Consider the following 13,789-nt stretch of genomic DNA (forward strand, 5'->3'; position numbering starts at 1 on the left):
CTAGAGGGAACCCTGGAGTCCCGTACCCCGCACGGCCGTGAGTCCGCTCGCGACAGGACCGCGCGCGAGTACATGCCCGCGGCGGAATGCGAGGCGCGACCATCTCCCCGAGCGCGTCACCGGCACCTGCTCCTCACCGGAGATGAAGCCGAGCGCGTCGGCAGCGAAAGCGATGCCCCGCGGCAGACCGGCCAGATCCTCGTCGGGTTCGCCCCAGATGGCGGCACGCAGCGCGCGTACGGCTTCCTCGCCGGCACCGGGAGTCGCACCGCGCGCGACGGCGGAGATCCCCCACTGGGCGCGATTCGCGATGACGGATGCCGGAAGCTCGGCGGCCTGCTCCCATCCGCTTCGCGGCGGCGCGACACCCGCCCACGCCGGGGAGAGACCCGTCTCCGGGAGCGCGAGCCGCGCGTCGTCGTCGCCCGCCGTCAGCCGATCGACCACGATGTCGCACTGCAGTTCGGGATCGGCGTGGACGATGCGCATCGCCAGCACGGTGGGGGTCTGGTCGAACAGTCCCTGGGGGGCGAGTGCCGCGGTGGTCAACGCGAGGACTCCGTTCGCCGCCTGCAGACGCACCCCTTCGTCGGTGATCCGCGCCGCCCGCCCGAGGAAGGTGAGGACGTCTTTCGCGGTCTCGCGGTCGGCGAGCAGGAGGTCGTGGGGCACGGGTTCTAAACTATCAACGGAGCGGTGGTCCGGCCGCGGAGAGGGAGATATGAGCGCGGAGAGCCACGCCATCCGCACCGTCGAGCAGTTGCTCGAGGTGCTCGATCTCGATTCGACGCAGGCGCGCACGACCGAAGACATCTTCACCGGCGCGTCGCATCCGATGCCCACCGGCCGCGTCTATGGCGGCCAGGTGCTCGCGCAGAGCCTCATCGCCGCCGAGCGCACGCTCCCCGAAGACCGACCGGTGCACTCGATGCACGGCTACTTCCTGCGCCCGGGCCACTCGGCGCAGGGCATCACGATCGCCGTCGATCGCATCCACGATGGGCGGTCGTTCTCCACCCGTCGTTCGCAGGCGTACCAGAACGGGGTGCCGATCTTCTCGATGATCGCCTCGTTCCAGGACGAGGACCCCGGCGTGGAGCATTCCGAGCCGCTTCCCGAGGGTGTTCCGGCCCCGGAGATGATCAAGCCCGACGAGGACACCCTCGATGGTCTCCCCGGCGGAGCGATGCGCATGCTGACCGATCGAGCCGCCGACATCCGCCATGTCGGGCATCCGCTCTATCTGCCGAGCGACGGCGAGCGAACCCCCCGTCAAGCCGTGTGGATGCGGATGCGTGCACCGCTGCCCGACGATCCGCGCCTGCACCGCGCGGCTCTCGCGTACCTCAGCGACATGACGATCCAGGAGTCTATCCTGCGGGCGCACGGCGTCTACTGGGCGCTCCCCGGACTGAAGGTGGCGAGTCTCGACCATGCGATGTGGTGGCATCGTCCGGCGCGGGTCGACGAGTGGTTGCTCTACGTGCAGGAGTCACCGAACGCCCGCGGGGGTCGCGGCCTGGCGACGGGGCGCATCTACACGCGCGACGGCGCCCTGGTCGCGAGCGTCGCGCAGGAGATCATGATCCGGGTGCCGGAAGGCGCCTGAGTCCGGTTCGAGGACCCGAGCCGCTCAGCGGTGCGCGTACTCGATCGACGGACCGACGTACGGCTCCCACGCCTCGCGCATCTCGCCGGTGAGGCGCGTCGGCCGCCCGGTGCGGGCGTCGACGAGCACGATGATCGCGGTCGACCGGGCGTAGATGGTGCGCGGCTCGGACGCGGGGTCGTTGTGCACCTCGTAGCAGACCTCGACGCTCGATCCGCCGAGCTTGCCGAACCACATCTGCACCTCGAGCGGTCGGCGCTGGTACGGCACCGGGGCGAGGTATTCGATCTCCTGACGGGCGATGAGGGTGAGCACGCCCTCCTCGATCCCCGAATCGAGCACAGCGGTCGAGGGCGCTTCCTCCCCCGGTCCCGCACGCCAGAACGCCCGCACGCGTGCCTCTTCGAGAAGCTTGAGCATGGAGGTGTTGTTGACGTGGTTGAACGCGTCCAGATCTCCCCACCGCAGGTGGATGGGGATGTGAAGACGGGGGCCTGCCGCTGTGCTCGAGTCGGACATCGGCGCTCAGTCGCGCGTGAGCTTGCGGTGCGTCGACCGGTGCGGCTTCGCCGCGTCCGGCCCGAGGCGCTCGATCTTGTTCTCCTCGTAGGCCTCGAAGTTGCCCTCGAACCAGTACCACTGGTCGGGCTTCTCGTCGGTCCCCTCGTACGCCAGGATGTGCGTGGCGATGCGGTCGAGGAACCACCGGTCGTGCGTGATGACCACGGCGCAGCCGGGGAATTCGAGCAGTGCGTTCTCGAGCGAGCTCAGCGTCTCGACGTCGAGGTCGTTGGTGGGCTCGTCGAGGAGCAGCAGGTTGCCACCCTCCTTGAGCGTGAGGGCGAGGTTGAGACGGTTGCGCTCACCACCGGAGAGGACGCCGGCCTTCTTCTGCTGGTCAGGCCCCTTGAATCCGAACTTCGACACGTAGGCGCGCGACGGGATCTCGGTCTTACCGACGGTGATGAAGTCGAGTCCGTCGGAGACGACCTCCCACAGCGTCTTGTCGGGGTCGATGTTCGATCGGGACTGGTCGACGTAGCTGATCTTGACCGTCTCACCGATCTTCAGGGTGCCGCCGTCGAGCGGCTCCAGCCCCACGATCGTTTTGAAGAGCGTGGTCTTTCCGACGCCGTTAGGTCCGATGACGCCGACGATGCCGTTGGGCGGCAGGTTGAAGCTGAGTCCGTCGATCAGCGAGCGACCGTCGAAGCCCTTCTGCAGGTTCTTGGCGTCGATGACGATGCTGCCGAGACGAGGACCGGCGGGGATCGTGATCTCCTCGAAGTCCAGCTTCCGGGTGCGCTCCGCCTCGGAGGCCATCTCCTCGTAGCGGGCGAGACGTGCCTTCGACTTGGTCTGACGCCCCTTCGCGCTGGAGCGGACCCACTCGAGCTCCTCCTTGAGACGCTTCGCGAGCTTGGCGTCCTTCTTGCCCTGGATCTCGAGGCGCTCGCCCTTCTTCTCGAGATAGGTCGAGTAGTTGCCCTCGTACCCGATCAGACGGCCGCGGTCGACCTCTGCGATCCACTCGGCGACGTGGTCGAGGAAGTACCGGTCGTGGGTGATCGCGATCACGGCGCCCTTATACGCCTGGAGGTGCTGCTCGAGCCAGAGCACGCTCTCGGCATCGAGGTGGTTGGTGGGCTCGTCGAGCAGCAGCAGATCCGGCTTCTGCAGCAGCAGCTTGGCGAGTGCCACGCGGCGCTTCTCACCACCGGAGAGCGGAGCGATCGCCGCATCGGCCGGCGGGGTGCGGAGCGCGTCCATCGCCTGGTCGAGCTGGGAGTCGAGATCCCACCCGTCGGCCGCGTCGATCTCCTCCTGCAGCGTGCCCATCTCGGCGAGAAGAGCGTCGAAGTCGGCGTCGGGATCGGCCATCAGCGCGGAGATCTCGTTGAAGCGGTCGACCTTCGCCTTGATCGCGATGCCGTCCTGGATGTTCTCGATCACCGTCTTCGATTCGTCGAGCTCCGGCTCCTGCATCAGGATGCCGACGCTGAACCCCGGGGAAAGCTTGGCCTCGCCGTTCGACGGCGTGTCGAGGCCGGCCATGATCTTGAGGATCGTCGACTTACCGGCACCGTTCGGGCCGACCATGCCGATCTTCGCTCCGGGAAGGAAGGCCATCGTGACGTCATCGAGGATGAGCTTCTCGCCCACCGCCTTGCGCGCACGGACCATCGAGTAGATGTACTCTGCCACCGGAAATCGCTCCTTCTGTCGGCGTCTGATCGACACTCCAGCCTAGCGGCTGGAGTGCGGGTCACCAGTCGATCGCGCGCGTGGTGCCGATGAGGCACCGCCCCTCGGCGAGTTGCGGCATCACCTGCGTCACCAGCTGGCCGGTCGATGGACCGACCTGGCCGATGAGGCAGTCGCTGTCGCCCCAGCGGACCGAGAACTGCAGGCTCTCGGCCGCGTTCCCGACGGTCGACTGGTCGTTGGTGACCTGCATCGCCGCTTTGTCGAAGCCGACCCCGACCAGCGCGTCGATGTACGCTCGCCCCTCGCCGCGCTGCTCCGAGTCCCACACGCCCTGCGCGGTCTGAGTGAAGATGGGGAGGTTGTCGTCGGCGGAGCCGTCGGGAACGAAGGCCACCTCCGCGGGTGTGTCAGTCGCCGAAGGCGACGGCGACGTGCGGTCGGGCGCGGGATCGCCCACGCAGCCCGCGAGCACGAGAACAGCGGCCGCAGCGACGGATGCACCGACGACCGCGCGTATGACGGGGAGGACCGATCGTCGAAGCACGCCCCGAGTCTACGGGGACGCTCCGACGCTCGCCGTCACACGACACGGAAGGAGTCGACGTCTCTCGCGAGCTCAGGAGAGCGCCGGCGCCGTCGCATCCTCCTCCGGCAGGGAGGCGTCCGTCTCCGCCCATGCCGCATCGAGCGCGAGCGGCGCGGACTCCTCGTCGTCGCGATCGTCCGCGTCGGTGTCGCGAGCCGCGGCCGGCGCCTCGCTGGCCGGTGTCGTGCGGCTTGAACGGAGGTAGGCCGACGTCCCCCAGCGAAGGTCGTGCCCGATCGCGTCGGCATCGATGTCGACGCTCGTCCCGCTCTTGCCGTTGCTCTCCCAGTTGCGAATGCGCAGACGACCGGTGACGATCACGCTGTCGCCGGAACGCAGCGACGCCTTGGCGTGCTCGCCGAGTTGCCGGTATGCGGCGACGGAGTACCAGTTCGTACCGGAATCGACCCAGGCCTGCGCCGACTGGTCGAATCGGCGATGGGTGCTCGCGAGGCGGAAGTTCGTCACGGCGACGCCTCCGCCCGTCTGCGCCAGGTTGGGGTCGGTCGCCACATTGCCGACGATCGTCACGGTATCCATCATCTCGTTCTCCTTCGCTGCCGAGTCTTCTGCTCGGATCGCTCCAGACTGCGCCAGGCGGACGACGCGGCGTGACGCGGATCACACGGTTGGTGGACAGACGGGAACCCCCGGTCAGCGTGCAGGAAGAGTGCCGTACGAGCGTCGATCCGAATGTCGGTGGTCGGCCGTATGTTCGAGGCGAGAGGAGAACTCATGAACGACACACTGATCGCACCCACCGCTGCACAGCCCTGGGCCATGCCCCGCATCGCCTCGACGCGTGAACACCTGATCCGTGCCGCCGATCAGTTGTGGCGCGTGCAGGACAACGCGTCGGGTCGAGTCCTCGGCCACCTTCGCGTCGCCGCCGATCCGCTCGGTCTGCGCTATCGCGCCGAGCGTCTCCACCTCGAGACCGGCGCGTTCCGAGTGATCGGCGAGTTCTGGCGGGTCGATGATGCGGTATCCGCGCTGCGTTACTCGTGAACCGATGACGCAGTCGTGCCCCCGGCAGGATTCGAACCTGCGACCGGCGGATTAGAAGGCCGCTGCTCTTCCGCTGAGCTACGGAGGCGAATAGCACTACCGTACCGTGCCCGCGCCCCGATGTCGGAGCCGTCGATAGTATGACGGCATGGTATCTGCGTCGGAGAACGATCGTCTCGTATGGATCGACTGTGAGATGACGGGGCTCGATCTGTCGATCGACGAACTCGTCGAGATCGCCGTCGTCATCACGGACTTCGAACTCCAACCCGTCGATCCCGGATTCCAGGTCGTGATCCGCCCGAGCGCCGCCTCGCTCGAGAACATGAACGACTTCGTCACCAAGATGCACGAGAAGTCGGGCCTGATCGAGGAGATCCCCCTCGGAGTGACGCTCGAAGAGGCCGAGGCGCAGACCCTCGCGTACATCCGTCGCTTCGTCCCCGTCGAGCGCAAGGCTCCCCTCGCCGGCAACACGATCGGCACCGATCGCATGTTCCTCGCGAAGTACATGCCACAGGTCGACCAGTGGCTGCACTACCGCAACGTCGACGTCTCCAGCATCAAGGAGCTCTCGCGACGATGGTACCCACGAGTGTTCTTCCAGGCCCCGTCCAAGGACGGCGGGCACCGCGCGCTCGCCGACATCCTCGAATCGATCCGCGAGCTCCGTTACTACCGCGAGGCAGTGTTCGTCGACGAGCCCGGACCGTCCAGCGACGACGCGAAGACCATCGCACAGCGCACCGTGTCGGAGTTCACCCCAAACATGTAATAGACTCGTCTGGTTGCCTGCTCCGGTAGGCACATGGTGGGTATAGCTCAGCTGGTAGAGCGCTGGCTTGTGGTGCCGGATGTCGCGGGTTCGAGTCCCGTTACTCACCCCATACGAAAGGCCCGAGTCCCCGGACTCGGGCCTTTCGCTTTGCGGTCTTTCACACCGAAACGCGCCCCTAGACTGACGAGGTGTCACTCGCGGTCTGGTTCTCGCTGTTGACGGCATCCGTGGTGATCAGCTTCACCCCGGGCGCCGGCGCCATCAACACGATGTCCAACGCCCTCTCCCAGGGTTGGCGGCGATCGATCTGGGGCATCATCGGCCAGCAGCTCGCCCTCGTAGTCCACGTCGTCGTGGTCGCCGCCGGTGTCGGACTGCTGGTCTCTCGATCCGAGTTGCTGTTCAACGGCATCCGTTACGCAGGCGCCGCGTATCTCGTCTACCTCGGCCTGCGCCTGATCGTGGCGAAGCCCACCGCACCAGCCACCGATGACGCCCTCGACCTGGTCGACGCGCACGAGGGTCACTGGTCCATGATCCGCCGAGGATTCTGGGTCAATCTGCTCAACCCCAAGGCGATCGTGTTCTTCCTCGCGTTCATCCCGCAGTTCATCCGCCTCGACGAACCTCAACTGCCGCAGTACCTGATCCTCCTGGCCACCGTCATCGTCGTCGACGTCCTCGTGATGTGGGGCTTCTTCGCCGCCGCTGCCCGCCCGTTCCGACGCTTCACGCGCACGGCGAAGGGCCAGCGCACCCTCAACGCCGTCTTCGGCATCCTCTTCATCGCGGTCGCCGGGCTCCTCGTCTTCCTGCATTGATCGCGCCCGGCCCCTAGGCTGAAGACGATGGAAATGGATGCCACGACCTTCGAGAGCCTCGTCGTCGACGAGCTCGATCGGCTGCCCGACGACATGGTCGACGGGCTCGACAACGTCGTGTTCGTCGTCGAGGACCGCCCGGAGGACGGCAGCCTCGACCTCCTCGGCTTGTACGACGGCCTCGCCCTGACCGAGCGCACGCAGTACGGGATGGGCGAGCTGCCCGACCGGATCGTCGTCTACCGCGAACCCCACCTGGCCGTGTGCGAGAACGAGGACGAGCTCCGGGACGAGGTCCACACCACGCTCGTGCACGAGATCGCGCACTTTTACGGCCTCGACGACGCCCAGCTCCACGATCTGGGGTGGGCATGAGTACCCCGGCCGTGGTCCCGGACCTCGTGGAGGACATCGATCTCCGCGCGGCTCCCCTCGAACCCTGGCAGGTCGTCGTCTGGAACGATCCCGTCAACCTCATGAGCTACGTCGTGCGGGTGTTCCGCACGTACTTCGGTTACTCGGTCGATCGCGCGACGTCGCTGATGCTCGCCGTCCACCACGACGGGCAGGCGATCGTCGCGAGCGGGCCCCGCGAGACCATGGAGGTCCATGCCCAGGCGATGCACGAGTACGGGCTCTGGGCCACCGTGCGGAAGGCCCCGAAGTGACTGCCGACACCGTCGAGATCACCCTCGTCACGCTCGAAGGTGTGCGACTCGGTGAGGTCATCGACGAGTACACCGCGCTGCTCTCATCGGGTGATGCGAACGACGCCGCCCTCGACCGTCTCACACCGAGCCCCTACCCCGACGACGAGCAGGCATCGCGGGAGTTCCTCGAGGCCACGGGTGACGACCTGCTCGAGCGCCGTCACTCCGACGCCGACGTGGTCCGTCGTGCGCTCGCCCCTTTCCAGACCTTTCGCACGGGGATGAGCGACGACGACACGCTCCGCGCGCACACCGTGACGATCCCGCGCGGCGAGGTCGATGCATGGCTACGCACGTTGAACGCCATCCGCCTTGTCCTCGCCACCCGCCTCGGCATCATGGATGACGACGACCACGACCCCGAGGATCCGCGTTTCGGGATCTACGACTGGATCGGGTACCGCCTCGAGCTCCTGATCGACGCAGAACTGGGCGACTGACTCGCACCACGGGTCACGGGATCTCGACGATCCGGGATGCCAACGCTCGGGGGGCGTCGCGAGCGATGTGCACGCGCTCCTGCGCCGCCCAACGCTCCCAGTGCGGACGGTAGGTCTCGCCGTCTCGCATCAGCGCTCGGTGCTTCCGCGCCGCTTCCGGCGCTTCGAGCCACACGCGCACATCCCCGAGTGCGGCCGTGGCGGGTGTCAACAGCCCGCTGCCCTCGATGATCATTCCGAGCGCAGGGTCGACGGCGTGCGTCTCCGCCTCGGTGTCGCGTTCCCAGTCCCAGCGCTGCCATGCGCCGAGCTTCCCGCGTCCGTGCGGGCGAAGGATTCCCTCCAGCGCCCGCTCGACTCCCCCGTCGAGGCCATCCCAGCCGGGGTAGAGCGAATCGAGAGCGATGAGCTGCACGCGACCGGCGAGTGGCCAGCGTTCCGCGACCCGCGCCGCGAGAGATGACTTGCCCGCCCCGCTGCAGCCGTCGATCAGGACGACGGGGTTCGACGCCGCCAACGCACGGACGTCGCCGCAGATCAGTTCCGCCGCACGCCCGAGAGCCGCAGCGACCGGATCGTCACTTCTTGAGGGCACGGATGATGCGAGAGAGAGCTCGACCGGCGACCCAGACGAACGGCACAGCCACGACGAGCAGCGTGACGATGTTCGGCTCGAAACGCAGGCCCTCCTCGCGACGCACGTAGACACCGACGGGAACGGAGACTCCACCACCGCCACCGCCCTCCGCACCGTCGCCGCTACCCCCGCCGAAGCCCGAGTAGGTGAAGGCGACGGGAGTGATGCTGACGCCGTCGATGTCCTGCGGCTCTCCGTATGCGCTCTTGACCCCGAAGGACGCGGCCTGTTTTCCGAGTTCCAGTGCAATGTTCGGCATGCGACCACGCTAGTCGACCGCGACGGATCGCGGAGCGTCAATCCACGCCGTGCGCTCGGGGATGCTGCGCGGCACCGCGGCCCTCACCGCGACCGATGTGTCGTGCGCGCGTGATGGTCGCATTCCCGAAGCGAGCGACGGCATCGTCGACCGCTCCCTCGACCCGCCTCCAGTCCTCGTCGTCGTCCCACAACCCCATTCCACCGCCACCTGCGGGCTGGAGCTTCTCGGCACGCACTCCGACGAGCCGGACCGGGTCGCGGCGATCGATCTGCTCGAACAGCGCTTGCGCCGCCTCGCCGATGCGCTGTCCGACCGCGGTGGGTTCCGACAGCGTCTGCGAGCGGTTCACGGTGCGGAAATCGTCGAAGCGGATCTTGATCGAGACCGTCGCGGCCTCCCACTGCGCGCGACGGAGGCGAGCGGCGACGCGGTCCGCGAGCCGCAACAGCTCCGCACGCAGGAACGGACGATCGAGGATGTCGTGTTCGAACGTCTCCTCGTGCCCGATGCTCTTCTCCACGCGCTCGGTGTCGACCGCTCGCGCGTCCTCCCCGCGTGCGAGTAGGGCGAGGCGCGCGCTCAACGCCGACCCGACGGCGCGGTCGAGCATCTCCGGAGAGGACTCACGGATGTCGCCGATGGTCCGGATGCCACGCGCTTCGAGCGCTTCGGCCGCCTTCGGCCCGACACCCCACATCGCGCGGACGGGCCGTGGCGAGAGGAACTCGAGCGTGCGAGCCGCCGGGACGACGAGCATCCCGTCGGGTTTCGCGATCGTCGATGCCATCTTCGCGACGTGCTTGGTCGCCGCGACGCCGACACTGCACGTGATGCCGACCTCGTCCGCCACGCGCTCGCGCACGAGCCGGGCGATCACCGCAGGACTCCCCCACAGCCGGCGCACCCCCTGCACATCGAGGAACGCCTCATCGACGGACAGCGGCTCGACCAGCGGCGTGAACGACTCGAAGATCGCCATCACCTGCCTCGATACCTCCTGATATCGGTGGAAGTGCGGCATCACGACCCGCGCCGAGGGGCAGAGCCTGATCGCCTGAGAGACCGGCATCGCCGAGCGCACCCCGTACCGACGCGCCTCGTACGACGCACTGGAGACGACCGATCGGCCATCGGGCGCGCCGATGATGATCGGCAGGCCGCGAAGGCTCGGATCGTCGAGAACCTCGACCGCCGCGTAGAACGCGTCCATATCGACGTGCAGGATGCGTGTTCCCGTGTCGTCGGCTCCCGCCGACGACACCATCCGCCCTCTGCCGTCTCCGTGCCCCATGAGAACATTCTCCCTCGGACCACCGACACCGGCCCGAGGGAGAACGAGGTCCTACTGCGCGGCGCGCTCGAGGATCAGCTCGCGCACGCGCGCGGCATCCGCCTGACCCTTCATCGCCTTCATGACCGCGCCGATCACGGCGCCGGCGGCCTGCACCTTGCCGTCCTTGATCTTCGCCAGGACGTCCGGCTGTGCGGCGAACGCCTCGTCGATCGCCGCGATCAGCGCACCGTCGTCCGAGACGACCGCGAGGCCACGGGCGTCGACGACCTCCTGCGGCGTTCCCTCGCCTGCGATGACGCCCTCGAGCACCTGACGGGCGAGCTTGTCGGTGAGCGTTCCGGCGTCGACCAGCTTCTGCAGGGCGGCGACGTTCTGCGGGCTGACCAGCGCAGCGGCATCCTTCTCCTGGGCGTTGGCGAGACGGGCGATCTCGCCGGTCCACCACTTACGAGCGGCCGCGGGCGCGGCACCGGCCGCGATCGTCGCCTCGACCTCGTCGAGGATGCCGCCGTTGCGCACGTCCTGGAACTCGAGATCGGTGAAGCCCCACTCGGTCATGAGACGACGACGCCGCGCGACCGGCTGCTCGGGCAGTGCCGCCCGCAGCTCCTCGATCAGCGCAGCCGCCGGCTCGACCGGCAGGAGATCCGGCTCCGGGAAGTAGCGGTAGTCATCGGCATCCGACTTCGGACGGCCCGGAGACGTGGTCCCGGTGTCCTCGTGCCAATGGCGCGTCTCCTGCGTGATCGACCCGCCGTCGGCGAGGATCTGCGCCTGGCGCTGGATCTCGTATCGCACCGCGCGCTCGACGGAGCGCATGGAGTTGACGTTCTTCGTCTCCGTGCGGGTGCCGAGCTTCTCCTCGCCACGGCGTCGCAGCGACACGTTCGCATCGCAGCGCAGGTTGCCGCGCTCGAGGCGCGCCTCGGAGATACCCAGGCCACGAACGATGTCACGGATCGCGGCGACGTAGGCCTTGGCCACCTCGGGTGCCCGGTGCTCCGTACCGGTGATGACCTTCGTCACGATCTCGACCAGCGGCACGCCCGCGCGGTTGTAGTCGACCAGCGAGTACTCCGCACCCTGGATGCGACCGGTCGCACCGCCCATGTGGGTCAGTTTGCCCGCGTCCTCCTCCATGTGCGCGCGCTCGATGGGGATCGTGATGAGCGTGCCGTCCTCGAGCTCGACCTCGACCGATCCCTCGTACGCGATCGGCTCGTCGTACTGCGAGATCTGATAGTTCTTGCCGAGGTCGGGGTAGAAGTAGTTCTTGCGCGCGAAGCGGCTCGACTCCGCGATCGAGCAGCCCAGGGCGAGCCCGAGGCTGATCGACGACCGGATCGCCGTCTCGTTCACGACCGGCAGTGAGCCGGGGAGACCGAGGTCGACCGGCGCGATCAGCGTGTTCGGCTCCGCGGCGTGATACGCCTCGTTCGCCGGGTTCGGCGCGTCCGAGAACATCTTCGTGTTCGTGTTGAGCTCGATGTGCACCTCGAAGCCGAGCACGGGCTCGAACAGTTCGAGGGCCTTGTCGAAGTCCATGAGCTTGGCGGCGGCCATCAGCGGTTCCCTCCTGCGAGCTGGGGTGCGCGGGTGAGCAGCGGGCCGCCCCACGAATCGACGAGGAGCGTCTCGAGCGCGGCTCCCACGCGGTAGAGACGGGCATCCTCACGGGCCGGAGCGATGAACTGGATGCCGACGGGGAGGCCGTCGTCGTCCGCCAGGCCGCTCGGGATCGAGATCCCGGGCACACCCGCGAGGTTCACGGGAATCGTCGTGATGTCGTTGAGGTACATCTGCAGCGGATCGTCGATCTTCTCGCCGAGCTTGAACGCGGTCGTGGGCGCCGAGGGCGTCGCGATCACGTCGACCTCTGCAAAGGCTGCGGCGAAGTCCTGCTGGATGAGCGTGCGCACCTTCTGGGCGCTGCCGTAGTACGCGTCGTAGTAGCCCGCCGACAGTGCGTAGGTGCCGAGGATGATGCGGCGCTTGACCTCGTCGCCGAAACCGGCGTCGCGCGTCGCGGACATGACGTCCTCGACGGTCGGATTTCCGTCCGGCGTGACGCGCAGGCCGAAGCGCACAGAGTCGAACTTCGCGAGGTTGCTCGACGCCTCCGCGGGAAGGATCAGGTAGTAGGCCGCCACGCCGTACTCGAAGTGCGGGGCACCGATCTCGACGATCTCCGCTCCCTGCGCTTCCATGAGAGCGAGCGAGGCGCGGAAGGATGCCGCGACACCCGGCTGGAAGCCGCTGTCGGGCAGTTCGCGGATGACACCCACCTTGAGGCCCTTGAGCACGTCACCGCGCGCGCCCTCGCGGGCTGCCTCGGCGAACGACGGCCAGGTGTCCTTCAACGACGTCGAGTCCTTCGGGTCGTGACCGGCGATGACGTCGTGCAGGAGTCCGGAGTCGAGGACGGTGCGCGAGACGGGACCGACCTGGTCGAGGCTGGATGCCAGGGCGATCGCGCCGTAGCGGCTCACCCCGCCGTAGGTCGGCTTCACGCCGACGGTGCCCGTCACGTGCGCGGGCTGACGGATCGATCCACCGGTGTCCGAGCCGAGGGCGATCGGCGCCTCGAAAGCGGCGACGGCCGCAGCCGATCCACCGCCGGAACCGCCCGGGATGCGCTCCAGGTCCCACGGGTTGTGCGTGGGTCCGTAGGCCGAGTGCTCGGTCGACGAACCCATCGCGAACTCGTCCATGTTGGTCTTGCCGAGCGGCACGAGCCCCGCGGCGCGCGAGCGTGCGACGACCGTCGCATCGTACGGCGAACGGTATCCCTCGAGGATGCGCGAGCCGCTGGTGGTCGGCTGATCGGTCGTGACCAGCACGTCCTTGATCGCGAGCGGCACACCCGCGAGCGGACCCAGCTCCTCGCCCGCGGCGCGGCGTGCGTCGATGGCCGCAGCAGCCTCGAGCGCCCCCGCGTTCACGTGCAGGAAGGCGTGGACGTCGCCGTCCACGGCGGCGATGCGGTCGAGGTGCGCCTGCGTCGCCTCGACGCTCGACACCTCCCCTGCGGCGAGCTTCGCCGCGAGGTCGGAGGCGTCCAGGCGGATGATGTCGCTCACTGCTCTTCTCCCAGGATCGCGGTGACGCGGAAGCGGCCGTCGGCGGCATCCGGAGCATTCTGCAGCACCTGCTCGTGCGTCAGCGTCTCCCCGACGACGTCGGGACGGAAGACGTTGCTCAGCGGGATCGGGTGGCTCGTCGCGACGACGTCGGAAGTCGCGACCTCCGACACCTTCGCGATGTTGTCGACGATCGCGTCGAGCTGGCCCGTGAGCCGCGACACCTCGTCGTCGTTCAGCTGGATGCGTGCGAGCACGCCGAGATGGCGCACGAGTTCGGGGGTGATTTCAGACACGCCTGCAAGTCTAGTCAGCGGGTTCCTCCACAGCCGCCTCCGCGCGTTCGATCCGTCCCC

The 13,789-nt window shown here is 67.9% G+C and carries 18 protein-coding genes and 2 tRNA genes; 8 read left to right on the top strand and 12 right to left on the bottom strand.

The window, feature by feature from the left end; translation table 11 throughout:
• Entirely contained in the window at positions 1 to 672 is a 672-nt protein-coding gene (locus ACIQTT_RS02945; protein WP_402785771.1) for a hypothetical protein, read from the bottom strand.
• A 49-nt stretch (positions 673 to 721) separates the two neighbouring features.
• Here ACIQTT_RS02945 and ACIQTT_RS02950 point away from each other — a divergent pair, with 49 nt between their 5' ends.
• Positions 722 to 1,609 (top strand): acyl-CoA thioesterase, encoded by an 888-nt coding sequence (locus ACIQTT_RS02950; protein WP_402785774.1) that lies wholly within the window; start codon positions 722 to 724, stop codon positions 1,607 to 1,609.
• A gap of 24 nt (positions 1,610 to 1,633) precedes the next feature.
• On the opposite strand, the gene ACIQTT_RS02955 is transcribed toward ACIQTT_RS02950, so the two are convergent.
• From ACIQTT_RS02955 to ACIQTT_RS02970, 4 genes are all read right to left on the bottom strand, one after another.
• Positions 1,634 to 2,128 carry an acyl-CoA thioesterase gene (locus ACIQTT_RS02955; protein ID WP_402785777.1) on the bottom strand — a complete coding sequence of 165 codons (495 nt, stop codon included), beginning with the start codon at positions 2,126 to 2,128 and terminating at the stop codon, positions 1,634 to 1,636.
• A 6-nt stretch (positions 2,129 to 2,134) separates the two neighbouring features.
• Positions 2,135 to 3,814, bottom strand: coding sequence for an energy-dependent translational throttle protein EttA (ettA, locus tag ACIQTT_RS02960; protein WP_402785780.1), 1,680 nt, complete (start codon positions 3,812 to 3,814; stop codon positions 2,135 to 2,137).
• 61 nt (positions 3,815 to 3,875) lie between these two features.
• Entirely contained in the window at positions 3,876 to 4,361 is a 486-nt protein-coding gene (locus ACIQTT_RS02965) for a DUF6993 domain-containing protein (RefSeq protein ID WP_402785783.1), read from the bottom strand.
• Between the two features lie 72 nt (positions 4,362 to 4,433).
• Positions 4,434 to 4,946, bottom strand: coding sequence for a single-stranded DNA-binding protein (locus tag ACIQTT_RS02970; protein ID WP_402785786.1), 513 nt, complete (start codon positions 4,944 to 4,946; stop codon positions 4,434 to 4,436).
• 192 nt (positions 4,947 to 5,138) lie between these two features.
• Here ACIQTT_RS02970 and ACIQTT_RS02975 point away from each other — a divergent pair, with 192 nt between their 5' ends.
• Positions 5,139 to 5,411 carry a hypothetical protein gene (locus ACIQTT_RS02975; RefSeq protein ID WP_402785789.1) on the top strand — a complete coding sequence of 91 codons (273 nt, stop codon included), beginning with the start codon at positions 5,139 to 5,141 and terminating at the stop codon, positions 5,409 to 5,411.
• Positions 5,412 to 5,427: 16 nt separating this feature from the next.
• Here the strand turns inward: ACIQTT_RS02975 and ACIQTT_RS02980 are convergent.
• Positions 5,428 to 5,499, bottom strand: a tRNA-Arg gene (locus ACIQTT_RS02980).
• A gap of 60 nt (positions 5,500 to 5,559) precedes the next feature.
• Between ACIQTT_RS02980 and orn the strand changes: the two genes are divergently transcribed.
• From orn to ACIQTT_RS03010, 6 genes are all read left to right on the top strand, one after another.
• The gene (gene orn / locus ACIQTT_RS02985) at positions 5,560 to 6,186 is read left to right on the top strand and encodes an oligoribonuclease (RefSeq protein WP_402785791.1); all 627 of its coding nucleotides are present in this window, start codon (positions 5,560 to 5,562) and stop codon (positions 6,184 to 6,186) included.
• Positions 6,187 to 6,222: 36 nt separating this feature from the next.
• Positions 6,223 to 6,298, top strand: a tRNA-His gene (locus tag ACIQTT_RS02990).
• A gap of 79 nt (positions 6,299 to 6,377) precedes the next feature.
• Complete coding sequence (locus ACIQTT_RS02995; RefSeq protein ID WP_402785793.1) at positions 6,378 to 7,010, top strand: LysE family transporter; 633 nt, start codon at positions 6,378 to 6,380, stop codon at positions 7,008 to 7,010.
• Between the two features lie 27 nt (positions 7,011 to 7,037).
• Positions 7,038 to 7,385, top strand: a complete 348-nt coding sequence (locus ACIQTT_RS03000) for a metallopeptidase family protein (protein ID WP_402785796.1) — start codon at positions 7,038 to 7,040, stop codon at positions 7,383 to 7,385.
• Positions 7,382 to 7,678, top strand: a complete 297-nt coding sequence (clpS, locus tag ACIQTT_RS03005) for an ATP-dependent Clp protease adapter ClpS (protein ID WP_402785799.1) — start codon at positions 7,382 to 7,384, stop codon at positions 7,676 to 7,678. The genes ACIQTT_RS03000 and clpS overlap by 4 nt, the downstream gene beginning before the upstream one ends.
• Positions 7,675 to 8,160: a DUF2017 family protein gene (locus ACIQTT_RS03010; RefSeq protein ID WP_402785802.1), complete on the top strand. Its 486-nt coding sequence runs from the start codon at positions 7,675 to 7,677 to the stop codon at positions 8,158 to 8,160. Before clpS ends, ACIQTT_RS03010 begins: the two co-directional genes overlap by 4 nt.
• A gap of 13 nt (positions 8,161 to 8,173) precedes the next feature.
• Here ACIQTT_RS03010 and ACIQTT_RS03015 read toward each other — a convergent pair whose 3' ends face one another.
• From ACIQTT_RS03015 to gatC, 6 genes are read right to left on the bottom strand one after another with little or no spacing between them, the layout of a single operon-like run.
• On the bottom strand, positions 8,174 to 8,755 hold the full coding sequence (locus tag ACIQTT_RS03015; RefSeq protein WP_402785805.1) for a hypothetical protein: 582 nt from the start codon (positions 8,753 to 8,755) through the stop codon (positions 8,174 to 8,176).
• Complete coding sequence (locus ACIQTT_RS03020) at positions 8,739 to 9,056, bottom strand: hypothetical protein (protein WP_402785808.1); 318 nt, start codon at positions 9,054 to 9,056, stop codon at positions 8,739 to 8,741. Before ACIQTT_RS03020 ends, ACIQTT_RS03015 begins: the two co-directional genes overlap by 17 nt.
• Before the next feature lie 37 nt (positions 9,057 to 9,093).
• Entirely contained in the window at positions 9,094 to 10,350 is a 1,257-nt protein-coding gene (dinB, locus tag ACIQTT_RS03025; RefSeq protein WP_402785811.1) for a DNA polymerase IV, read from the bottom strand.
• A 51-nt stretch (positions 10,351 to 10,401) separates the two neighbouring features.
• Entirely contained in the window at positions 10,402 to 11,916 is a 1,515-nt protein-coding gene (gene gatB, locus ACIQTT_RS03030) for an Asp-tRNA(Asn)/Glu-tRNA(Gln) amidotransferase subunit GatB (protein ID WP_402785814.1), read from the bottom strand.
• On the bottom strand, positions 11,916 to 13,433 hold the full coding sequence (gatA, locus tag ACIQTT_RS03035) for an Asp-tRNA(Asn)/Glu-tRNA(Gln) amidotransferase subunit GatA (RefSeq protein WP_402785817.1): 1,518 nt from the start codon (positions 13,431 to 13,433) through the stop codon (positions 11,916 to 11,918). The genes gatB and gatA overlap by 1 nt, the downstream gene beginning before the upstream one ends.
• On the bottom strand, positions 13,430 to 13,729 hold the full coding sequence (gatC, locus tag ACIQTT_RS03040; RefSeq protein ID WP_387184483.1) for an Asp-tRNA(Asn)/Glu-tRNA(Gln) amidotransferase subunit GatC: 300 nt from the start codon (positions 13,727 to 13,729) through the stop codon (positions 13,430 to 13,432). The genes gatA and gatC overlap by 4 nt, the downstream gene beginning before the upstream one ends.
• Between the last annotated feature and the right edge of the window lie 60 nt (positions 13,730 to 13,789).

The organism is Microbacterium sp. NPDC090225 (assembly GCF_044772365.1).
In the GTDB taxonomy this organism is placed as follows: Bacteria; Actinomycetota; Actinomycetes; order Actinomycetales; family Microbacteriaceae; genus Microbacterium.